Genomic DNA, 22,848 nt, shown 5'->3' with positions numbered 1-22,848 from the left:
TATGAAATCTGTCATACTATTTGACGGAGTCTGTAACCTATGCAATGCTTCCATTGATTTTATCCTGAAAAGGGACAAGAAGAATCAGTTTCTGGTGGGAGCATTGCAAGAGGATGCAGGCAAAAACCTACTTTCTAAGTTTAAAGTTAATCCGGAATATCTAGACTCTTTGGTGCTGATTGAGGGTGATCAAATTTACTTTAGAAGTACAGCAGCCTTAAAAATCGCCAAAAAACTGCCCGGTCTTTGGCCACTTTTTCATGGATTTATGTTTTTACCTTCAGGAATCCGAGATGGGATTTACAATTGGATTGGAAGAAATCGTTATCGATGGTTTGGAAAAAAAAACACTTGCAGACTACCTACGCCAGAAGAAAAAGCAAAATTCATTTGAATGGCAAAGCATCACCAAAGCCGCTGATGCAATGAACATGACGCAGCCTGCAGTATCCATCCAGCTTAAAAACCTACAGGAACAATTCTCTGTACCTCTTTCAGAAATCATTGGAAAAAAAATTTATATCACAGAATTTGGTCAGGAACTCGTCGAAACGACAGATCGAATTTTTGCGGAAATGAATTCTATTGAAACTAAAATGCTAGAATTAAAAGGGCTTCTTGGCGGCAAAATCAGAATTTCATCAGTCTCCACAGGGAAATATATCATTCCTTACCTGATGTCAGGCTTTATGCAAATCCACCCGCATGTAGATATCAGTTTGGAAGTATCTAACAGGTATACTGTCCTTGCTCATTTTCAAGAAAATACAACGGATCTAGCTTTGATGTCCATATTGCCGGAAGATTTGGATCTAGAGTTTATCAGTATTGCTGAAAACAACTGGTATCTAGCTTGCGCCTACGATAAGATTGACCTTTATAAAGAGCAAATTGACATGGGTAACTGGAAAAAGGTGCCCATGATTTTGAGAGAAAAGGGCTCAGGTACTCGCACCACCATGGAGAAATTTTTCTCGGACAGGGAAATTCCCATAGAAAGCAAAATGGAATTGGCCTCGAATGAAGCAGTGAAGCAAGCCGTGATGGCAGGCTTGGGAGTTTCGGTTTTATCTAATTTTTCCATGACTCAAGAACTTATCGACAAGAGACTTGCGATTATTTCCTATCCGGGATTTCCGTTGAAAGCGGATTGGAAACTGGTATGGCTAAAGCAAAAAAAACATGCTCCAGCCGTGAAGGCCTTCATCCGATGGCTGGGGGAAAACAAAACCAAAATCTTTAAAGACCATTTTCCATCCATAGAAAGCCTTGGCATTTGATCAAGATGTCCCGAATCAAAAAGGATTATATTTGCAGCATCCAACCAAAAAATAATGACAGCATTTGTTTTTCCGGGCCAAGGAGCCCAATTCCCAGGAATGGGTAAATCACTTTATGAAGAAAATTCTGAAGCTAAAGCCCTTTTCGAAAAAGCCAATGAAATTTTAGGATTCAGAATTACTGACATCATGTTTGATGGAACTGACGAAGAGCTGAAGCAAACCAAAGTCACCCAACCTGCTATTTTCCTTCACTCGGTTATACTTGCCAAAACAACTCCGGATTTTGCTCCCGATATGGTAGCAGGGCATTCTTTGGGTGAATTTTCAGCCTTAGTTGCTAATGGAACACTTGCTTTTGAAGACGGCTTAAGACTCGTTTACCAGCGTGCGCTTGCCATGCAAGAAGCTTGCGAAATTAATCCTTCCACCATGGCAGCCATTCTGGGATTGCCTGACGAAAAAGTAGAAGAAATCTGCAGGGAAATCACCGAAGAAATCGTTGTTCCGGCTAATTACAACTGTCCAGGTCAATTGGTGATTTCAGGTTCCAACAAAGGAATCGAAATTGCCTGTGAAAAAATGAAAGAGGCTGGAGCAAAGCGTGCTTTACCTTTACCCGTAGGTGGTGCTTTCCACTCGCCCTTAATGGAGCCTGCACGTGAAAAACTGCAAAAGGCAATTGAAGAAACTCAATTCTCCTCCCCTATCTGTCCAGTTTATCAAAACGTCAGCACCACAGCGGTCTCTAATGTCGAGGTGATCAAACAAAACCTTATCATGCAACTCACAGCTCCAGTAAAATGGACGCAATCCGTTCAAAATATGGTCAAGGATGGCGCAACACAATTCGTAGAATGCGGCCCTGGAAAAGTCCTTCAGGGTTTGGTGAAAAAGATCCATCCAGCAGCTGAGGTTTCAAGTATTTAAGAAAGAAAAAATCCCGTTCACTGGAGCGGAATTTTTTCTTTCTTAAATAATATGTAGGGTATCCCCCTATCCACTAACAAATAAAATTCAAAATCTAAGTTGAGTCCAACTTCGCCTACGCGCCGCGGCGTGGTCTCCTGTCTTCAGTCTTCCATCTAAATAAAATAAACAATTCATTAAGTGGTAGAAAGCGTCTGTCCTTAGCTTAAAAAACCTACCTCACCCAAACCTCCACCTCACTCTGATCTTCACATTTGGCAAGCATTTCAAGGGAATTCTTTCCAGTAATCGGGTGAACTTTATCAGGAATAAGTTCAGCCATTGGAACAAGCACAAACTTTCGCTCATCGATAAATGGATGGGGAATTATCAGGAGCTCGGTATAGATCACACTTTCTCCAAAATATAAAATATCAATATCCATGGTCCGGTCGCCCCAGGGCTCTTCTCGAGTACGCCCAAGATCCAATTCAATTTCCCGAATTATTTCAAGCACATCTTCCGGTCCAGATTCCGTGGAGATTATTGCAATTTGATTCAAAAAGTCACCTTTAGCCACTCCACCCCAAGCAGAAGTTTCATAGATTTTGGAAACCTTAAGCAATTGGAAATGGTCATTTAAACCTTCAATCGCCCGAAAAAGTAACTTTTCTCTGTCACCTTTGTTTCCTCCTAGACTTAGTACAACCTCAGTTTGCATCGCTTGTCACTTTTCGATTGTAAAGGTCAGTTAAAAAGGTCAAATTTCGGAATCAAATTATAATCATATGAAATTTCTAGGCAATGTATTGGCCGTAATCGTAGGCCTCTTCATTTTTACCATCCTCAGTACGCTTGTATTCTTTGGAATCATCGGAATGATCGCTGCATCCTCCGACAAGGAAGTGAAGGTCAAAGAAAACACAGTACTTCATTTGAATCTCAACGGTAGATTTCTGGTAGAAAGAACCTCTGAAGATGATTTTAATTTTGGGTCATTTGCAAATCCTTTTGGTAGGGATATGAGTGCAGGACTTATCAATCTGAAAAAAGCAATCTCGGAAGCCAAAACCAATGATAACGTCAAGGGAATCTACTTGAATACGGGTTTAATTATGGCGGGTCAAGCAGGTTTACTCGAATTGAGGGAGGCACTGATCGACTTCAAAGAATCAGGCAAATTCATTGTCACCTATGATGAAGCTTACAGCGAAGGAGGTTATTATTTGGCTTCCGTGGCAGACGAAATCTACCTGAATCCTTTGGGCGCAATTGACTTCAATGGTTTTTCATCAGAATCAGTGTTTATCACGGGATTGTTTGATAAAGTCGGTATCAAGCCTGAGGTTTTCCGAGTAGGAGAATTCAAAAGCGCAGTTGAGCCATTTATTCTCACTAAAATGAGTGAGGAAAACAGGCTTCAAACCCAATACTTCCTAGATGACATCAATAATCTGGCAGTTGCTCAAATTGCAGATTCCCGCGGAATCCCTTTGGACAGTCTTAAAAGAATCAATTATGAAATGTTGGTTCGAAAAGCTCAGGATGCTGTAACTTATAAACTCGCCCATGCCCTAGTCTACGAAGACGAAGTACATGCCAAGCTTCGCGAAAAATTAGGCCTTGAGGAAGATGATGAAATCTCCACCATCAATGCGACAAATCTTGCTTCTGTGGCAAAATCCAAAAATGTCACCTCGAAAAACCGCATTGCGGTAATTATCGCTGAGGGAGAAATTGTAGGAGGAAGTGCTGATGGGGTTATCAGTTCAGAAAAATTTGCGAAAGAAATCCGTAAGGCCAGAAAGGACGAAAACATCAAAGCCATCGTCCTACGAGTGAATTCTCCCGGAGGTTCAATCGTAGCCTCAGATGTAATCTGGAGGGAAATGACCGAAGCGAAAAAAGCCAAGCCGCTTATCGTCTCTATGGGCGAGGTAGCAGCATCAGGCGGATATTACATCTCTGCTCCTGCTGATACCATCGTCGCTCAGCCAAATACCATCACTGGTTCTATCGGAATTTTTGGACTTTGGTTCAATGTCAAAGAATTATTGAATAACAAACTAGGCATCACTACAGATGTGGTTTCCACTGGACAACTCTCTGACTTTATGAATCCGACCAGAGATTTAACTCAAGTCGAAAGAACAATCATTCAGTCGAGTATCGAAGATGGTTATGAAACCTTCATTTCCCGTGTTGCAGAAGGCAGAGGAATGCATGTAGACTCTGTGAAAAAAGTAGCTTCCGGTCGTGTTTGGACAGGAACTCAAGCAAAAGAAAGAGGTTTGGTTGACGTACTGGGTGGACTTGACACAGCAATAGAAATTGCAGCAGGCAAAATCGATGCAGGCGATGACTACCGGGTGGTTTACTATCCTACTAAAAAGCCTTGGTTTGAGGAATTGATGAGCACATTTGGTGACAAGGTTGAGGCTAGAATTCTCCAGGCTCAACTGGGTGAAAATTATTACCTGATCGAAAAGGTTAAAAACCTACAAAACTATCACGGAATTCAGGTCAGAATGCCGCAGGATTTAGTGATTAAGTAATCTGATTATACGCAATACTGCCAGTAAGCAAATTTAATAACTCAATTGGGCCGGATGCCTGCCTACCGGCAAAGGCAGGTCGGGTGTCAGATGTCCGATGAATCATAACATTTGGTCTTTTCAGGTAATTTTAAGTCTGTTCAAATACTACTGGCAAAGTTCACTAAATGCAAAATAAGTATAATTCAAATTTGGATATCCGCATATTCTGGTAAAAAACGATTGATTAATTGAAAAATCCGGTCTAAAAATCGAACGCTCCAAGAAAAAAATCTTGGAGCGTTTTTTTATTGATACTGAAGCAAAATCTTCCAAGCCAAATCCACATTCCCAGCCTCCAATTCCTCCTTGGCACGCAGGTGAAGATGATCCAACCACGACTCCGGATCATTTTTAAATCGGATACGCATTTCCTGAATTTCTTCAGAATCCGAGAAACTCCTCACCTCTTCTTCGGACGGTAACTCCATCACATTCCCCAGCCTTCCGAGATTGTTCCCGGTCAAAATTGGACTCGTTCGAATCACTTCCGGTATTTGGTCAACTCCAATCCCTAGGTTTGAAAGTGGCTTCGGGATCTGAAAGAGTGATTCAGGTGTAATCCTCGAATACCAACTGCCACCCAATCTAGCCACAGGACTTAACTTGAATGGATCGATTGCGCCTTTTTCATCAAAAATCGACTCATTAATATGAATTGCAATGACCTCGCAGATCACTAAATTTCCGGCACCTCCGCCTGTGCCCAAAGCTTTCACCTCGTTGACTTTGCACTCCAGCGCCACTGCAGCTTCCTTCACCCGAGGCGGAGCCACCAAATCTGACTTTACTGCCGTCAATCCCGCTTTTTCAAATTCATTGATGCCTTTCGGGTATTCAGTACTGGCTAGCGACATCTGCTCCACTCGACCAAAACCGACGATGTGAATCACGACTTCCGGCACTTCGAGAACATTATCCAAGGTATGTTTGGTAGTATTGTCTCGCACTCGCCGAGAGGGAGAGAAAACCAAAATCGGCGGATTGGCACTGAACATGTTGAAAAAACTGAAAGGGCTTAGGTTCACATTTCCTGCCTTGTCTATCGTGCTTGCAAAAGCTATCGGTCGAGGTGTCACTGCACCTTGAAGCAAATTTTGAACTTCAGCAGTTTTAAGGTCTTTAGGATAAAAGGTCTTCATTTTATGTAATTGTTCTGTAATTGTCAGCTAGCCTGTCTCCAATATTAATATTCACTCCAATGTCTTACATTTTCTTTAAGCTCAATTTCATTTGAGTAAAATAGCATGCAACTTTAGAGAGTTAAGCCATTTTCCACGAAATAGTTCCTCATTCATGTACAAAAAGACAATTTCAACCCTGTTTTTAGCCTTTGTGATGATTATTGTATTAAATGAAAATCTCATGGCTCAAACCCACCAATTCGCAACATTCAATGTCCGCTATGACAATCCTAATGATGCAGGAAACCTCTGGAAAGACAGGCTTCCACAAGTGGTCAGCTTAATTCAGTTTCACAAAATCGGCCTATTCGGCACTCAAGAAGGACTTGCTCACCAAATCAAGCAAATGAGTGAAGGACTTGGCTATGAATACCTTGGTGTGGGCAGAGATGACGGAGCTGAAAAAGGCGAATACACCGCCATCCTATTTGATCCGAAACAGTTTAAACTTGAGGACTCAGGCACTTTTTGGCTTTCCCCAACTCCAGACACTCCAAGCAAAGGCTGGGATGCGGCATTAAACCGAATTTGCTCATGGGGAAGATTCAAGGATAACAAGGGTAAAAAATTCTATGTCTTCAATGTGCACTACGACCACATAGGACAGCAAGCACGGGAAGAAAGCAGCAAACTGGTAGTCGCCAAAGTCAACGAAATCAATACTAAAAACCTTCCGGTGATCCTGATGGGCGACTTCAATGTCACTCCGGAAAATCCAGCTTATTCCACCGTCACTGCTGATCCAAGCTGGAAAGATTCACGCTTGATTTCAAAAATTCCTGCTTACGGCCCAAATGGCACATTTAACGCCTTTAACTGGGACAGAATGCCTGATGGAATCATTGATCATATTTTTGTTCAGGGAAAAATACAGGTAATCCGACATGGAATTTTGACAGACAACTATGGTAAGAAATATCCATCGGATCACTTTCCTGTGATGGTGGAGATTAAGTTTTGAGTAGCCATTTTGAAACTTATTGACTAGTTTACCATATTTCCCTCTGCTCAAATTTGTCAATATCACGACCCATTGAAAGTAAAAATGATTACCTTGAAATAACCCTTGAAGAGCGTTGATATGATATTGGAAGAACAAATAATGGCAGAAAACAAAATTTCATTAACGGAATTTGAAGAGCTTTCATTGCCCCTTTTTAAATCAATTATATTCATGATTGATAAACCTTCGCACGAAAAAGATTTAATTAAAAAGCAACAAACATTAAATACATTGAAACAACTGATTGGCGATGTGACATCTATAGGCACGCTAAATTCCAAAGAGGACAAAATCAAAATGATTAACTTCTTGGAAAAAATAGATCTTCAAATTGAGCTAATTGACTTAAAATTAGGCAAATTAAAACCTTCAGATTTAAAGGCTGCTGGAATCCGTTTGGGAAGAAAAGCACAAAGTGGCTTCTAAACAACTGACTTGACGGCTTTCTTATAATCCGTTAGGAAATCGAATATTTCACTACTATCAAAAAAGGCCAGCTCGCAAGCTGGCCTTTCCTATTTTTTTAAACCTGCCAGGTTTCAAAAACCTGGCAGGTCTGAGTCAATAAATTACCCCGCCAAAGCAGCAACACCAGGAAGTACTTTGCCTTCCATGTGCTCTAGCAAGGCACCACCGCCTGTAGAAACGTATGAAACCTGATCCGTGTAGCCAAATTTGTTTACGGCTGCAGCCGAATCACCGCCACCGATCAGAGAGAAAGCCCCATTTCTGGTTGCTTCAGCCACGTACTCAGCGATTGCCTTGGTTCCTTTATCAAAGGATTCCATTTCAAAAACTCCCATTGGACCATTCCAAAGGATAGTTTTGGATTCCAAAATCACTTTACCGAAAAGCTCACGAGTTTTTGGCCCGATATCCAAACCCATCCAACCATCAGGAATCTCACCTTTATTAGCCATTCCTTGCTTTGCAGTATTGGAGAAATCATCAGCAATAACTGTATCCACAGGAAGCACGAGATTCACTCCTTTCGCCTTCGCCTTTTCCATCAATTCAAGTACAAAATCCATCTTATCTTCTTCCAAAAGAGAGTTTCCGATTGATCCTCCTTGGGCTTTGGAGAATGTATAAGACATACCACCACCGATGATGAGATTGTCCACTTTTCCCAAAAGTCGCTCAATAATCATAATCTTATCCGCGATTTTGGCTCCACCCATAATGGCTGTATAAGGTCGTTCTGGATTGCCCAACACCTTATCCGCATTGGTCAATTCGGATTCCATCAGGTATCCAGCTACTTTATCTTTGAAAAACTCAGCAATTACCGCTGTGGAAGCATGCGCTCGGTGAGCTGTACCAAAAGCATCATTCACATAGATGTCGCCAAGCTTTGCCAATTTCTTTGCAAAATCCATATCACCTTTCTCTTCTTCTTTGTAGAAGCGAAGATTTTCCAGCAAAAGAACTTCTCCTGCTTTCAGGCCAGCAGCCTTACTTTCAGCTTCCTCACCAATGCAATCTGATGCAAACTGAACCTTAGTACCTAAAGCTGCTTCAACAGCCGAGATAATGTGTTTTAATGAATATTTTTCCTCAGGACCTCCTTTTGGTCGACCTAAATGAGACATCAAAATGGCAGAACCGCCTTCCTTCAGGATTTTCTTGATGCTGGGAACCGCAGCTTGGATTCTGGTATCATCTGAAACAGAAAAATCCTCATTCAAAGGGACATTGAAATCCACTCGGATGAGCGCTTTTTTGCCTGCAAAACTCAGGCTATCGACATTTTTTACAGTTGAACTCATACAATTAGTTTAATGGGTTATTAAAGATTACTCTTAAAAAGAGTTTGAATTTAAGGCAAATTCGGGCAAAACTTGGCCATTCCTTGTGATCAATTTGCTAAATCTTTGATTTGAAATTTCGTAATCGATTGTGGGGATTGAAAAATCGCAAAATTGGAAAATTTAAAAATTGAGGAATTCGCCTCACTTTTTTAAAAGCAGTGTTTTCAATACCTAATTTTTGCTTTTTCATAAGAATCAGTAAAATTAAAAATAAGATCCTCAACGGAATCCGGGGCTATTTGCCTTTTCACCTCTTGAAAATAGACTTCGAGAAATTTCGATGAAAAACCCTCCAATTCATATAGACTCCACCAATACATACTCCAAAAAATAGGCTTTTGTCTTTCCATGGTATCTTGATTCACAAGTAGAGCATGTAGCGGATTTGGTCCATTGTTCTTTGTGAATTCTTCCCATGCTTCAGAAATTTCCCGCATATAAAGCGAATAGAGTACGCCATTAATGTTGCCAACTTCAATTTTCAACTCATGGATAAGAACATTTCTTAGAAAAATTGCAAACCCAGTTCGTATGTGAGTATTTTCGGGATGATCTTTTAATGTAAGTGAGCTTTCAAAAAACCAAAAATTTCTGCCCAATTCGTAAAAAAATATATGATCATGTTTATCGGAATTCAGAAATAATTGAACAACATTTTTAAATTTTTCCTCAGTAAATTCTATCCCTTTCATTCCAAGTTTACCACAGCCCGAACCACAGGTTGTGGGAACTACAGCTATCGGCAGTTTTTCTCCATAAACAGAATCCAAACCAGGGTGTTGACCACCTATCCGGGCAGCAACAAGATATGCGGTGTCATAAGTATGTAGCAACTTTTTCAGTTCGCTTCTATTGAATTTTTTAACTGGATAAAACAACCTAATTTTTTTACTTTCAACATATTCTAAATCCTGAATATTTCCATAGAAATCAGTATATTGAATTTCCTGCTGGCGGCAACCTGCGCCCAAGACCAAGATTAAAATCAGATAGTAGTACGGTTTGAAAAATGACATTTTTTAAAGCCTCATAAGCTATGAAGAACATTAAATTTAAGAACTTAAGCAAATGGTTGCTGAAATTTGGTCTGTCCTCAATTGCATTGTTTTTCGTTTTCAAAAAAGTTGAACTAAATCAAATTGTTGAAATCGCACTTTCAGCGAATCCATTTTATCTCTCATTGGCTTTACTCGCATTTAACAGTTCCAAAATCATTTCCGCTTTTCGATTAAACCAGTTTTACAAAGCCGTCGAGGTAAATTTAACAGAGAAATATAATCTCTCACTTTATTATCTCAGTATGTTTTACAACCTGTTCCTCCCAGGAAGTATCGGAGGTGATGCCTACAAGGTATACCTTTTAAAACAAGAGGGGAAAGGAAGTCTGAAGAAGTTATCTATGGCCACTCTTTTGGATCGAGTCAGTGGTCTCGCCTTGCTGGTATTTCTCAGTTTTTTCCTTGTCCTAGTTAACCAGGAACTACAGCAGTTTAACTATCTTATTCCTTTTGCAATAATTGGACTACTTTTAACATTGCCTTCTTATTACCTATTTACCCGACTTTTATTTAAATCATTTTATTCTAAATTCTGGAGTACAACCCATCTTTCTTTTTGGGTTCAACTTGGACAGTTACTATGTGCATACTTTATCTTACTAGCGATTGGGGTTGAATCTCATTATCTGGATTATCTTGTGCTTTTCATGGTTTCTTCTGTTGTCGCTGTTCTCCCTTTCTCGATCGGCGGAATTGGAGCAAGAGAATTGGTATTTTTATATGCTCATCAATATATAGCCATCGACGAAAGCCAAGCTATCTCATTTACCCTCCTTTTTTTCTCCACATTAGCAAGCTCATCCTTTCTGGGTTTAATCTTCATCGTATTTCCAGACAAAGAGAAAAAAAATCTTTTTATTCCTGAACTACTACCAAATGATGAACCCTTGGATTAAGGTTTTCTTTTTCGCTTATCTGATCTTAGGTCTTTTGATTGTACCTGATTATGGGATTACGATGGATGAACCCATTCAGCGGAAACACGGCATGGTTGCCTTCGAATATGTAAATGAGACCTTAAACTTATTCCCGTCCATACCAAAGGTGACTAATGAAAACTTAAGCACCTATGACCATCGAGACTATGGGATGTTTTTCCAATTGATGGCCTATAGTCTTGAACAAATTCTAGGTATTGATAACAGCCGAGATGTCTTCAGATTAAGGCACGTTATGGTCTTTAGCTTATTCTGGTTGGGTCTATTGTATTTTTATAAAGCACTTTCAATTAGGTTTAAGAATGACGGATTGGCATTTGTAGGAATTCTGATGGTCATTCTGAGCCCAAGGATATTTGGGGATTCATTTACCAATCCCAAAGATATTCCTCTACTAAGCTGGTTTATGATCAGCATTTATACTTCAATAAAATTTGCAAACAATCGAAATCCCAAAAGTACAATAGTCCATGCACTTATTTCCTCCCTGGCTATCGGAAGTAGGATTGTGGGTTTATTGATTCCTGTTGTTACAATAGTTTGGATTTTAGTGGAATTCCTATTTCAAAGGCAAGACAGAAAGTGGCAAGAGCCCATTCTAACAATATCAACCTTCATAATTTTGGTTATGATGTTTACTTTTTCCCTTTGGCCTGTCTTGTGGGAGAATCCTATTGATAGCTTCCTATACTCCTTCCAAAGCATGAAGAAATTCCGGTGGTCTGGAAGCATGTTGTATATGGGAGAAATGATTCATTCTTCTTCAATTCCCTGGCATTATATCCCTATTTGGATTTTAGTTTCTACGCCGATTTCAATAACCGTCTTTTTCCTTGCCGGCTTAAGCTCAACACTTAAAGAGTTAATACAAAAAAAGGCCGCTTTTTTTAATAACCAAGAAAACCGTACTGATCTGGCAAACTTTATGTTTTTCTTTGCCCCAATACTATCGGTCGTACTCTTTAATTCTGTGCTGTACAACGGTTGGCGACATTTGTACTTTATTTATCCTGCGATGGTATGGATAGGCATTATAGGGTTAAAAGGACTGTGGGCCTATCTTTTAAGTAGAACTGGGTTTAATTCGTTGAAATATTTATTTATTCTTTTGATATCAATTAATACTATTGAAATAGTTTTTTTTTAATCAAATATCATCCACATCAAAGTGTTTACTTCAATATACTGGCTGGAGATGTGGAAAAGAATTTCGAACGAGACTATTATGGAGTGTCATACAAAAAAGCGCTTACCCTTCTTTTAGAGCAGGAAAAAGAAGATACATTAAAAATTTACAGTGAGGATTTTATTGGAAAAATAAATATTATGAACTTTCGAAAGGAAGAAGCAGGGAGACTTAAATTTGTAGATAGAATAGAAGAGGCAGACTATATAATTTTATTGTTTTATCCAAGACAACTAAAAAAATTAGAAATCGCTCAAAGACCTGTCAATAGTAATGACAGCATAATTATAGATATTACAATAAAAAACTATTCATTAATTAAAATATTTAAATAAACAAATGAATAAAATTCATTATTTAAATAAAATATATGGATGTAATTGATTAATAAAGTGAAAAATTAAAAATTAAGATTAGTAAAAAAATTTATACAAATCCTTAAAAAAAACATCTACCATTCCGAAATTACCATAGTCCAATATTTGGTCGCCTTTAACAAAATAAACTTGATGATGTTTTCCCTCAAATGGAAATTGTTGTAATATAATATTAGTTTCGTAAAAAGTAAAAGTTGAATCAAAGTAAACTTCATAGGGAAAATTCACTTCCTTCATACCATTTATAGCTTCAATTTTATCTTGACCTGATAAATAGGTTATCACCCCAACTTTTGGAAAGTCTTGTTTAAATGAATTCCAATCAATAAATCGAGATGAAAAAGCAAAAAATCCTGAGTTTGAAAAATCATGAAAAATCACGATTTTATTTAAACATTCAAGGCAAGGAGGTATATTTCCATCTGCCTTGTTAATTAGTTCCGTTTGATTAAAAACAAATCTATCATTCTTAGATTTTTCGCAAGAACTAAATCCGAATCCGATTGGACCTATAAAAAACCAAACTACTAAATTTCTCATAAGAATTCAACTTCAATAATTACTGGATAATCAAATTCCTTGTCTGGAATTTTATTTGCTAAATCGATTGAAAAATAATTTTTATTCAATGATTTAATTGAAGACTGGTAGGTGTAAAAATATATTTTCTTATTTTCTACTCCAATTGGATTATGAAAAAAATTATTAATATTAATATCCGATGTGAAAATGTAATTATTCTTCTTATCGGAATCAATCAAAATCAATTTTCTCATACTTTCATATTCTCCTTGAATGTCAATATTAATTAGCATTAAACCTTTATCACTAAACACTCCCATCAAGCTGGCAAACTTTTTTTCGAGTAAATCAGGAAAACTTTCCATAATATCCCTTTCCCAAAAATTAGATGGGAGACTGAACTCTTCAAAATTAATATCTATAAACCCTTCTAGTTTCTCAACATATCTGTAAACTCTGTGATTAAAAATTTCGATAATAAAAAGATCGTCTCCAGATTCAAAAAAATTCCTCTCTGTCATAGGAAGCATTTTGTTTTTATATTTATTTTCAAGAAAACTATTAACTATCTCTCCATTATTATTCACATGCACCATTCTATGTTTGGTTAAAGGAAAATTGTAACTGCCATATAACAAAAAATCTCCACTAGATAATTTTGTAAATGAACTTGCAATATAATTAATATTAAATAAAACTTCGGGCTCATTTTCTTTTATTTTAATTAGAGTAGATTGATCTCCAATTGTCGATAATACCACCAAATGACCATTAGAATCTACATAAAAATCATTTAATGCCAATATTTGATTGGGACCTTCGCCAACAGTAGCTAAGGATCCTTTAAAACTACCATCTCTACCAAATTTATTTATAGCATCTCTTACTGATTCATCAAAAACATAAAAATTAGAATCATCAAATTTTATTCGAAGGTCCGTACTCATCAAATTGAATGATGTAGTTTCTAATGGGATAAAGTCTCGAATAATTAAATTTTCCATTTGAATTTCTTGCGGTTTACTCAAAGGTATCTCTGGCAACTTATCATCTGACTTCTCCGTAAGATTTGTACAGCCGAAGATAAGTATTGAAACTCCCATAAATACAACTGAAAGTCTAATAGTCATAATTGAAACTTTATTATTAATACACATTTTAAAAAAAAACGGCAATTTGCCACTATTCCTGCAAAGTTGAAATGCAGAAAACTTAATTCAATCAATGAGTCTTTTTCTAAAGTATTTTCGGCTGAATTTGTAGCAAACCTTATCATTAAAGTTCTATAGTTTCTTTAGTATCATTTCATTCTTTCGTGTGCTTTCTATGATATAGAAGCGATATGGTCTCATAGCAGAATGAAATTACCTTATTATTTAGTTGATAGTTCAGTAAAAGGTACATTCGCAAAATCTCCAAACTTTTTATAAATAGTAATGTCAGCAGTCTAATGGATAGCATCACTGTAGATAAGATCCCTTCATCTTAAAATAGTGTCAGAATATCTATAGTCAGAACCAATGTGTTGACCAAATAACTCCATTTAAAGCTGTCTTACATTTAGTAGTCGCACACTGCAATATAAAATCGGTTTCTGGTAGAATTCCACTATATTTATATAATAATAAAAAATGAACCGAAGGATTTCTCCTTTGGCTCATTTATTTTCTCTTAACAAAAAAGGCATCCGATCTCATAAGTTGAGCAATAATATCCTGTTTGCTGTTTGTCACAGTGATAAACTGTGAGATGATTGTTGCACCTAGTCATTCTTTGATAACATTTTTGACTTTCAGATCCCGCAATCGCATTTTCCAAAGCTACTTTTACTTCTACAAATTCAGATTCCCCAGAAGCATTAAAATCAATTCCCGCCCAAGCAAGGCAGACCAATACTGCAACAGAAGCGATTCCGCTTCTCATCCGAACATTCATCAGTTTTTTAAACATGGTTTTTGAAATTTATGGTTAACTAAAATAATATGTAATTCTGTTTCGGAAAAACTAACCATTTTTTCCCCTAAAAACGCTTGAAAAATGGTCTTTTAAGCTTTAAATCAAACACTCAATGAAGTAAAAAACTTATCCTGAAACATCAAAAAAAAATCAAAAAAAAAATTGAATTAATTATTTTTATCATATTAAGTATTCTAGGTAATGAATATTTTTCATGGTATGCTTTTAGAATTTATACCGCACTTCAGAATTCAAAAAATAGATGCCTTGCCTTCTATTTTGCCGATGCCCTTCTCAGCCGATCATTGATCGCCCTTCCAAGCCCTTCCTCAGGAAGTAACTCCGCCAATATTAAAGTTGAACTTCCTTCATCAAGCATTCGCATGGAGGAAAAAAGATTCTTTGCCGCTTCGTGAAGATTTCGCTCTGAACTTAGGGCAATCTGTTTGTCAGAAGTAATCTCAGGGAAAAACTAAGTCCTGGAAAATTTAAATTTTATCCAAATTTTCAATTACTATTACTTTCGATTTAACCAAGATGTATGGCTTTCTTTGTAGATGATAACTTTCCAAAAGTTGCTGGTTTGATTCGCTCAATTATATCTATTCAAAGTGGCTAGCATGTCCCGAACATCAAACTTGAAAAATTCATCCGAATGAGAATCAAAAGTATAGAGTTCCTGATTAATAAAGTCAAAGTCAAAATGAGTGAAATGGTTATGCATTTTTAGTTCCGCCAAAGGCTTTCCCTCCCAATCAAACAGAAAAATCGATGGAAGTCTTTTTCTCTTAACTTCATATTCCTTGAAGCTTTCATTGACATGTATTACTGCGAAAAAACTGTCGAAGGCTTTAATGTTCAAAAAAACAATTTTCCGGTTCCATTGCGGCCTTTCATTTTCAACCTCTGCTATGTCCGTTAATTTATCTCCAAAACAGATTGTTTTAGCTATTGAGCTATCAAGCGAATAGAGGTTGATGTAATTCAATCCAGTTGGCGCCTCCACAAATCTTTTATTAACATCGCTATATTTTGTATTGGTAGCCAAAATATTAAAATCTCCTCCTTCGCTTAGTGTGGCCTGATTGAGTTTCCCCAAAATTGGCAATTCAGTTTTTTCACCCGATACAATTAAATACCGATTTTGCTGTTTATCCCTATTTTCAATTTCCTTTATAAAAAACGTGCAGCTATCCACCATAATGAAATTGGATAAAAAAGGTGGCAAAGGAACTTCCATTAAGGTAAGGAGCATTTCACCCGTGGCGATAGTTTGCCCAATATCTAGTTTCTTAAGTTTTCCTTTTTGAAAATCATAAATATAGGCCACAAATTGATCTTTCTCCCTAACAATCTTGGTTTTATCTGCGGCACTTGGACCCTGCATAAATTCCAAGGGCCCCTCTCCTCTTTTAAGAAAAGACCCATGAGATTTTAGATCAGGTAGCGAAATGAATGACCAAATACCTTCAGGATTGCTGGTACTTAAAACCATTAGACTGTCATATATTACAAAATTCCGTATCCCGATAACATTGATATCTGGGATTATCCTGTCCTTGATTATAAATGTTGCAGGAAAATCATTCACGTATTCTACGTGATCAAAAGCCATGTAATTAGGCTTATCTGATGAAGTTTCTTTACAGCTGTATATAAAAGACAGAAAAATTATTAAGGTAAAAATGGTTAACTTAATAGAATGGTTTGAAGACATATCTTTCGGTTAGCTACTAAAATTTATGATCAACTAAATAATTTGACATCCTATTTCTGTAAAACCAATCAATTTTCATCCTTCTCCTAAAAACCGCTGGAAGAATGCTCTTACCTGCTTTCCGTCAAAGACTTACAATGAAGTTAAAAAAAATCCATGTGTCAAAACAAAATATAAAAAAACATTGAAATAATTATTCTCATCAGGATATGTATCCCAAATAATGTAAGTTTTCATGCGCTGATTTTAAAATTAAGGCCGATCTGCTTGATACAATAAAATAAAATGGCCATGCCAACTATTTCACAGCAGCCCTTCTCAATCGATCGTTTATCGCTCTTCCAAGTCCTTCCTCAGGCAGTAATTCCGCCAAAATTACGGATGCGCTTCCTTCATCTAATTTTCTCATTGCGGAAAAAAGGTTCTTTGCAGCTTCGTGTAGATTTCGCTTCGGGCTAAGCGCAATATGGTTGTTGAAAGAAACACCAGCGAAAAAATCCGAAAAACTTAGTACTGAAAAGTCTGTCTTTTTCTCAAGATTCTCTTTAATAAGTAATTTTAAATCTCCCAGAATGAATGGCTTCCTCGGTGCATAATGACTTTCCAAAAGTCCTGGTGCCTGAGGATTGCTACTGCTGTGATCTTTAATTTTGACAGGACCGACAAGTTTTTCGATTTCAGCAATCTCCAATCCGCCCAATCGATAAATCACGATTTCGTCTTCCTCCAAACCTACGATCGTGCTCTCCAAACCAACTTCACAAGCTCCACCGTCAAGGATATAGTGAATTTTTCCTCCCAACTGAGCATCCACATGTTCCGGTTTAGTCGGGCTGATATAGCCAAAAGGATTTGCACTTGGTGCAGCCAATGGGAAATCAAGTGATTCCAGCAAAGTCAAAGTCAATGGATGATTGGGCACTCGAACCGCAACCCGATCCAAGCCTGAAGTCACCAAATCGGGAACTATGGGTTTTCGCGGCAAAAGCAAAGTCAATGGACCTGGCCAAAAGCTTTCTGCCAGAATTCTGAGCCTTGTCGGAAAATAGGAAACAAAATCCTCCACTCGCTCAATCGAAGAAGTATGCAAAATCAAGGGATCAAAAGCAGGACGATTTTTCGTATCGAAAATCAATGCAACAGCTTCCGGATTCAGGGCATTGCCAGCTAAACCATAGACCGTTTCAGTGGGAATTGCCACTAAATCCCCGTTTACCAAAAGGAATTTTGCCTTCTCAATATCTTTTCCGATTTCCGCCATTTATTCACAAAAATCCGTGATCCAAGTTTGGGCCTCTGCATATCCAAGGGAAAGCGCCATCTTCAAATCTGCACAGCCTTCATTTTTCTGACCCAAAGCACTCATGCGTGTGACGCCAAGCAGATAGTACGCTTCGCCATTTTTCGGATCGAGATTGACAGTATTAGTAAGAGATTCTAAACCATGGATCGGATCATTCATTCCCAATTCAGCCTTTGCTTTTCGGAATTGCGCTTCCGCTTGATTTGGATTGACTTGAAGCACAGATTGAAAGTCAATGAGCGCATCTTCATATTCCTCCATGTTCAAGAGTGCTGTTCCCCGATTGAAAAATATATCGGTTTGCGTTGGATCTAGGGCACTTGCAATATTAAAGTCGGCAAGAGCGGCTTTGTAATTTTCCTGCTCCATTTTGGCATTTCCACGGTTAAACCAAGCCTTGTAACTAGTTGAATCCGCCTGAATCGCCAAATCGAAAATAGGAATGGCTTCTTTGATTTTCCCTTGCTGAAAAAGTGCGACGCCTTTTGCGTTCAGTGCTTGGGCATTCGTTGGATTTTTTTCCAAAACCTTATCAAAATTATTAATTGCTTCAGACCAATCCTGAGCGTCCATTTTCTCTATTCCCGATTTTAGCAATTCTTCCTCACTTGGGCTACAAGCAAGAAGGTTCGCACAAAGCAAACCCATAATCCAAAGTCTCATCACAGCTTAAATTTTCGGCAAAGATAGGGAAATTGGGTTCAGGAGACCGATAACTTCCCACGGTATTCCTCCGGAACTGGGACAGGACGCATGGTCTTCATGTCCACCGAGACCATGATGCATTTGCATTTTGCAAATACTCGGGACTCCCCTTTGCTGTCAGTTCCGATGAGATATTGCTCAAGATCAAAGGATGAATTGCCTATTCTGGAGCATTTGACCAAAGCCTCCACGGTATCTTCTAAGTGTATGGGTCTAATATAATCAATCTCAATTCTGCCCACCACAGTACCGATTTCCATCACATTCCAATCGCAAACCTGATGAAGAAAAACTGCCCTTGCATGCTCAAAATAGCTGAAATAAATGCCATTATTCACATGCATGTATCCGTCAATATCCGAAAATCGGATTTGAATCGGGGTAGAAAAAGTAAATTGGGACCTGAGTTTTTCCGGGTCTAATGATTCCATTAAAGAAGAATTTCTGATTTACTGGTTTTTTCAAGCATTCGAAGGATGGAGGGATTGTAGCCAATCATATCTACCACCGAGTCAAATGTGATCCAGGCTAGCGAAATGCTTTCTTTACTAATGATTAGTTTTTCATTAATATCGGCTTCGAAAAGATAGCGAACATCATAATGAAAGTGCTCCTGAACGTGAGGCCTCTCCGGAATGATATGCTTATCCAAGTCAAAAATGGTTGAATCAACCAAATGTAATGAATTCAGTCCGCTTTCTTCTTGAGCTTCTTTGAGTGCTACTTCGATGAGATTTTCATTACCATCTGCATGCCCTCCAAGTTGCAGCCATCGACCAAGTTTGCGATGTAGAGTCAGAAGCGTATGCGTTCGCCTTTTGTTTACTATCCAGGCAGAAGCTGTAAAATGACCTTCCAAGCGTTCTCTTGTATAGGCATCTTCATCTTGAGTTAACTCAGAAAAATCCGCGATAAATTCAGATTCTTCTTCATACGGTGTGCGATAAATCTCTAGTTGATTTCTTAGGGTGATTCTGTCCATGTTAATGTTTTTCAAATAGCCCATCCATCAATTGGTCGAATGGTTTTGCGTCTTGGTAAAGACGATCGGAATATACCGTCGCCAGTAATTTGATATAGCTGGGTTCATTGTCAACATTTACTTTTTCCAAAGCAACGTTTCCATAAAGCTGAGAAATCAACTCTCCTTCGGTCGGTAGCTGAAGTGGGGGTTTGAAATAAAACTTCTCAGTCACCTTTACTTGATCGTTGATTTCTTCAAATTTTCGATCAAGTGAAACTTGCTCATAACCCAAAGCTAGAAGCCTTTGGCTAAAAGCCAAGAAAAGTCTGGAAAATGATTTTGAGTCCAGAGGTTTTCCATAACTCACTGCAAAGCCATTTGCATAGGGTGAATCGAAAATATGAACTTCCGGCCGATCATTGATACCTGTCCGCTTGAAGTGATAATTTTTGTAAACCAATGCGAATAAATTCTTCGATTCCTCAGATTCGATCCAGGAATCCAGGTCGGATTGATCTATTTCTTTGATTGAGAAATTTTCCTTCACCTTCATCGGAGTCTTCTCTGAAGGCTTAAATACTTTTTTGAAAAGGTCATCTAGGAAATTACTCATAGGGTTTTAAAGAAAGGATATCATCGGAAGATCGTTGAATATGACTTTGATCGACCAATTGACGAATCAGTTTGAGATTAGGCTCTGATGCAGGCTTTTGAATTTTCTCAAGCAAAGCCTGTTCGGATAACTCACCAAATTCCGCTAAAGTTTCAAGAATTTTAAGCTTCATCCGGTCTTCTTGAGTCTCCGGAGCTTTACTTTTCTTCATTTCAATGCATGTATCACAGATTCCACACACAGAATCTGTTTTTTCTCCAAAGTATTCCTGAATAAACTGCGTACGACATATACGTACCTGTTGGGCGTATCCGACCATACTCTTGGCCTTTTCCAAAGTCAATTCTTTCCTAGCCTTAATCCGTTGGTGATTGAAGGGAAGCTTTCCTGCATCATATCTTGGAGTGAGAAAAGTAAGTTGCGGCTTATCCTTTCGCTGATCGTAGTCCATCACCTCCAGCTTCTGAATTTCTTGAAGCAACCTGATCACATCATACTCCCGCATTTCCAAGGATTTGGCAAGCTTACTTTCTTGGATTTTTATGTATTCGGAGAAAAGATTTCCTCCATAAGTTCTGAGAAGCATCTTAATGACCGGATCGAGCTTGGCGTAAGCGATTTGGATTTCATACAATCGCTTGGGATCTACTCGAAAATGAACTCTCGAAGGCACATAAAAACTTTCATTGACCTCTACAAAGCCTTCCTCCGTCAATACTTTGATTGCATAAAAAGTGTCCAAAACGGCCAATTCATACGTCTGACAAAAATCAGAGAGGTCAAAATCAAAGCTGCTAAGCATGTTACTTCCGACCGCCAACTGAAAGTAATTGGCCAAACACTGATATACCCGTTTTAAAAATTCTATCGGCGGATAAACCAATACCGATCTGTTTATTATTTGTTCGAAATCCTGTTCATTTGCCAATAGGACAGCAAAAGCTTTCTTTCCGTCCCGACCTGCTCGCCCAGCTTCCTGATAGTAGTTTTCCAGATTCTCAGGCAAGTCGCTGTGAATTACGACTCTTACATCCGGCTTGTCTATGCCCATCCCAAAGGCATTGGTACTGACCATCACGCGAATCTTATTTGATTTCCAGGCTTCTTGACGGTCTGCACGATCCGTGTTGGACATTCCTGCATGATAGGCTCCGGCCGAGATTCCTAATTGTGTCAGCGCCTTTGCAATTTGATGGGTGCCTTGCCGATTTCTCACGTACCAAATTGCAGTTCCGGGAATTCGTTTTAGAATTTCAATTCCTTTTTCCAGCTTATTTTCCACCGTCCTCACACTATAGCTGAGATTTTTCCGGGAAAAACTTTGATGAAACTCCCGATGAGATTTCATTTCGAGCTTTTCTATAATATCAGTACAAACTTGAGGCGTGGCCGAAGCCGTCAAAGCAAGGACGTTGACTTTCGGGTGAAAAACTCGGATAGCCGCGATTTCAAGGTATGGAGGTCGGAAATCATATCCCCATTGCGAAATACAATGCGCTTCATCTACAGCGATCAGATTGATATTCATCTGCCTAAATCGCTCGATAAACAGTTCTTGCTTCAATCGCTCGGGTGATACATAGAGAAACTTGAAATCTCCATAGATGCAGTTATCCAGAGTGGTGTCTATTTCCCGATAACTCATACCGGAATAGATCGCTGAAGCCTTAATTCCTTTTGCTTTCAAGTTATCCACCTGATCTTTCATCAAGGCAATCAGTGGAGAAACGACCAGACAAATCCCCTCTTTGGCCAATCCGGGAATCTGATAACAAAGACTTTTTCCACCGCCTGTCGGCAAAAGTGCAAGCGTGTCCTTTCCCTCCATCACCGAATCGATGACTTGCTTTTGCACTGGACGAAAATCTTCCAGCCCAAAAACATTTCTTAAAATGAGATGGAGGTTGGGTGCCACTTACCAGCTGGGTTTGGTTTTAGCCAAAAAAGCAGAGATTCCTTTCACACAATCTCCATGTCCACGGGCTTTTGCATTAGCTTCAGCTGCTAAATCCAACGCTTGATGTCGCTCTGCTTTCCCCAAACTACGAAGGAGTCGCTTGGTTTCCTGCATGGAAAAAGTCGAATTATCAGAAACCAGCTTTTCAGCAAATTCAAGCGTTCGCTTTTCCAAAAATTCCAGTTCTACTACTTCAGTGATTAAACCCAATTCCGATGATTTCGAGGAAGAAATCAATTCCCCTGAAAGCAATAAAACCGAAGTTTTCGCTTGACCGATCTGCTCTGTAAGAAAGACAGAAACCAAGGCCGGTATGAATCCGATTTTCACTTCAGTATATCCAAAAAGTACCTCAAACGCGGCAAAAGCAAAGTCACAAACCGTCACCAAACCACATCCTCCGGCCAAGGCATGTCCCTGAACTTGGGCAATCACCACTTTTGGAAATTCATAAATTTGAGTAAAAAGGGTTTTCAACCGATTGCTGTCCTCGAGATTTTCTTCATAGGAAAAGTGCTGCATCTGCTGAATGTAATCCAAGTCTGCACCTGCGCAAAAGGCTTTCCCTTCCGCTTTCAACACCACCACTTTCACGGCAGGGTCGTGTTCAAAAGCAGTAAATGCATTTACTAATTCCTCGATCAATTCAGGACTTAAAGCATTGCGCTTTTCGGGTCGATTGAGTGTAATAAATCCAATTCGGTTTTCAATTTTTGTTTGAATGGGTTTCTGCATGTTTGATTTGGGCTTTGAAAGGATAAATTACAGGCA

General features: G+C 38.6%; 25 protein-coding genes. 9 read left to right on the top strand and 16 right to left on the bottom strand.

The window, feature by feature from the left end:
• The first annotated feature begins 1 nt into the window (after position 1).
• Genes ACK4HU_RS03830 through fabD form a run of 3 tightly spaced genes read left to right on the top strand, consistent with a single transcriptional unit; the run spans position 2 to position 2,210 of the window.
• Entirely contained in the window at positions 2-394 is a 393-nt protein-coding gene (locus ACK4HU_RS03830; protein ID WP_409803522.1) for a thiol-disulfide oxidoreductase DCC family protein, read from the top strand.
• Positions 336-1,280, top strand: a complete 945-nt coding sequence (locus tag ACK4HU_RS03825; RefSeq protein WP_409803521.1) for a LysR family transcriptional regulator — start codon at positions 336-338, stop codon at positions 1,278-1,280. Before ACK4HU_RS03830 ends, ACK4HU_RS03825 begins: the two co-directional genes overlap by 59 nt.
• A gap of 54 nt (positions 1,281-1,334) precedes the next feature.
• Positions 1,335-2,210: an ACP S-malonyltransferase gene (gene fabD, locus ACK4HU_RS03820; RefSeq protein ID WP_409803520.1), complete on the top strand. Its 876-nt coding sequence runs from the start codon at positions 1,335-1,337 to the stop codon at positions 2,208-2,210.
• Between the two features lie 214 nt (positions 2,211-2,424).
• Here the strand turns inward: fabD and folK are convergent, their stop codons facing one another.
• Positions 2,425-2,910: a 2-amino-4-hydroxy-6-hydroxymethyldihydropteridine diphosphokinase gene (gene folK / locus ACK4HU_RS03815; RefSeq protein ID WP_409803519.1), complete on the bottom strand. Its 486-nt coding sequence runs from the start codon at positions 2,908-2,910 to the stop codon at positions 2,425-2,427.
• Between the two features lie 67 nt (positions 2,911-2,977).
• Between folK and sppA the strand changes: the two genes are divergently transcribed.
• Complete coding sequence (sppA, locus tag ACK4HU_RS03810) at positions 2,978-4,744, top strand: signal peptide peptidase SppA (protein WP_409803518.1); 1,767 nt, start codon at positions 2,978-2,980, stop codon at positions 4,742-4,744.
• A 287-nt stretch (positions 4,745-5,031) separates the two neighbouring features.
• Here sppA and ACK4HU_RS03805 read toward each other — a convergent pair whose 3' ends face one another.
• Positions 5,032-5,925, bottom strand: a complete 894-nt coding sequence (locus ACK4HU_RS03805; RefSeq protein ID WP_409803517.1) for a flavin reductase family protein — start codon at positions 5,923-5,925, stop codon at positions 5,032-5,034.
• A 154-nt stretch (positions 5,926-6,079) separates the two neighbouring features.
• On the opposite strand from ACK4HU_RS03805, the gene ACK4HU_RS03800 reads away from it, so the two are divergent.
• On the top strand, positions 6,080-6,928 hold the full coding sequence (locus ACK4HU_RS03800; protein ID WP_409803516.1) for an endonuclease/exonuclease/phosphatase family protein: 849 nt from the start codon (positions 6,080-6,082) through the stop codon (positions 6,926-6,928).
• 141 nt (positions 6,929-7,069) lie between these two features.
• Positions 7,070-7,396: a hypothetical protein gene (locus tag ACK4HU_RS03795; protein WP_409803515.1), complete on the top strand. Its 327-nt coding sequence runs from the start codon at positions 7,070-7,072 to the stop codon at positions 7,394-7,396.
• 143 nt (positions 7,397-7,539) lie between these two features.
• Here ACK4HU_RS03795 and ACK4HU_RS03790 read toward each other — a convergent pair whose 3' ends face one another.
• Positions 7,540-8,739, bottom strand: coding sequence for a phosphoglycerate kinase (locus ACK4HU_RS03790; RefSeq protein WP_409803514.1), 1,200 nt, complete (start codon positions 8,737-8,739; stop codon positions 7,540-7,542).
• A gap of 206 nt (positions 8,740-8,945) precedes the next feature.
• Positions 8,946-9,797 carry a hypothetical protein gene (locus tag ACK4HU_RS03785; RefSeq protein ID WP_409803513.1) on the bottom strand — a complete coding sequence of 284 codons (852 nt, stop codon included), beginning with the start codon at positions 9,795-9,797 and terminating at the stop codon, positions 8,946-8,948.
• Positions 9,798-9,817: 20 nt separating this feature from the next.
• On the opposite strand from ACK4HU_RS03785, the gene ACK4HU_RS03780 reads away from it, so the two are divergent.
• From ACK4HU_RS03780 to ACK4HU_RS03770, 3 genes are read left to right on the top strand one after another with little or no spacing between them, the layout of a single operon-like run.
• On the top strand, positions 9,818-10,735 hold the full coding sequence (locus tag ACK4HU_RS03780; RefSeq protein WP_409803512.1) for a lysylphosphatidylglycerol synthase transmembrane domain-containing protein: 918 nt from the start codon (positions 9,818-9,820) through the stop codon (positions 10,733-10,735).
• Positions 10,716-11,924 (top strand): hypothetical protein, encoded by a 1,209-nt coding sequence (locus ACK4HU_RS03775; RefSeq protein ID WP_409803511.1) that lies wholly within the window; start codon positions 10,716-10,718, stop codon positions 11,922-11,924. Before ACK4HU_RS03780 ends, ACK4HU_RS03775 begins: the two co-directional genes overlap by 20 nt.
• 50 nt (positions 11,925-11,974) lie before the next feature.
• The gene (locus ACK4HU_RS03770; protein ID WP_409803510.1) at positions 11,975-12,298 is read left to right on the top strand and encodes a hypothetical protein; all 324 of its coding nucleotides are present in this window, start codon (positions 11,975-11,977) and stop codon (positions 12,296-12,298) included.
• A gap of 78 nt (positions 12,299-12,376) precedes the next feature.
• Here ACK4HU_RS03770 and ACK4HU_RS03765 read toward each other — a convergent pair whose 3' ends face one another.
• The 12 genes from ACK4HU_RS03765 to ACK4HU_RS03710 form a co-directional block, all read right to left on the bottom strand.
• The gene (locus ACK4HU_RS03765) at positions 12,377-12,880 is read right to left on the bottom strand and encodes a hypothetical protein (protein WP_409803509.1); all 504 of its coding nucleotides are present in this window, start codon (positions 12,878-12,880) and stop codon (positions 12,377-12,379) included.
• Positions 12,877-13,992, bottom strand: coding sequence for a 6-bladed beta-propeller (locus ACK4HU_RS03760; RefSeq protein ID WP_409803508.1), 1,116 nt, complete (start codon positions 13,990-13,992; stop codon positions 12,877-12,879). The genes ACK4HU_RS03765 and ACK4HU_RS03760 overlap by 4 nt, the downstream gene beginning before the upstream one ends.
• A 541-nt stretch (positions 13,993-14,533) precedes the next feature.
• Positions 14,534-14,812 (bottom strand): hypothetical protein, encoded by a 279-nt coding sequence (locus tag ACK4HU_RS03755; protein ID WP_409803507.1) that lies wholly within the window; start codon positions 14,810-14,812, stop codon positions 14,534-14,536.
• Positions 14,813-15,092: 280 nt separating this feature from the next.
• A complete protein-coding gene (locus ACK4HU_RS03750; RefSeq protein WP_409803621.1) occupies positions 15,093-15,260 on the bottom strand; it encodes a Sua5 family C-terminal domain-containing protein in 168 nt (55 codons plus the stop codon).
• Between the two features lie 150 nt (positions 15,261-15,410).
• A complete protein-coding gene (locus ACK4HU_RS03745; protein ID WP_409803506.1) occupies positions 15,411-16,433 on the bottom strand; it encodes a hypothetical protein in 1,023 nt (340 codons plus the stop codon).
• 400 nt (positions 16,434-16,833) lie between these two features.
• Entirely contained in the window at positions 16,834-17,796 is a 963-nt protein-coding gene (locus tag ACK4HU_RS03740) for an L-threonylcarbamoyladenylate synthase (protein WP_409803505.1), read from the bottom strand.
• Entirely contained in the window at positions 17,797-18,501 is a 705-nt protein-coding gene (locus ACK4HU_RS03735; protein ID WP_409803504.1) for a tetratricopeptide repeat protein, read from the bottom strand. It abuts the gene before it with no gap.
• 38 nt (positions 18,502-18,539) lie between these two features.
• A complete protein-coding gene (locus ACK4HU_RS03730; protein ID WP_409803503.1) occupies positions 18,540-18,974 on the bottom strand; it encodes an acyl-CoA thioesterase in 435 nt (144 codons plus the stop codon).
• On the bottom strand, positions 18,974-19,525 hold the full coding sequence (locus tag ACK4HU_RS03725; RefSeq protein ID WP_409803502.1) for an NUDIX hydrolase: 552 nt from the start codon (positions 19,523-19,525) through the stop codon (positions 18,974-18,976). Before ACK4HU_RS03725 ends, ACK4HU_RS03730 begins: the two co-directional genes overlap by 1 nt.
• A 1-nt stretch (position 19,526) precedes the next feature.
• Complete coding sequence (locus ACK4HU_RS03720) at positions 19,527-20,120, bottom strand: hypothetical protein (protein WP_409803501.1); 594 nt, start codon at positions 20,118-20,120, stop codon at positions 19,527-19,529.
• Positions 20,113-22,035, bottom strand: coding sequence for an ATP-dependent DNA helicase RecQ (locus ACK4HU_RS03715; RefSeq protein WP_409803500.1), 1,923 nt, complete (start codon positions 22,033-22,035; stop codon positions 20,113-20,115). The genes ACK4HU_RS03720 and ACK4HU_RS03715 overlap by 8 nt, the downstream gene beginning before the upstream one ends.
• Positions 22,036-22,812, bottom strand: a complete 777-nt coding sequence (locus ACK4HU_RS03710) for an enoyl-CoA hydratase/isomerase family protein (protein WP_409803499.1) — start codon at positions 22,810-22,812, stop codon at positions 22,036-22,038.
• Positions 22,813-22,848 lie beyond the last annotated feature (36 nt).

It is taken from the genome of Algoriphagus sp. (genome assembly GCF_046296635.1).
Lineage (GTDB): Bacteria > Bacteroidota > Bacteroidia > Cytophagales > Cyclobacteriaceae > Algoriphagus.
Note: the sequence above shows the minus strand (reverse complement) of the source record. Positions and strands in the feature narration are given on the sequence as shown.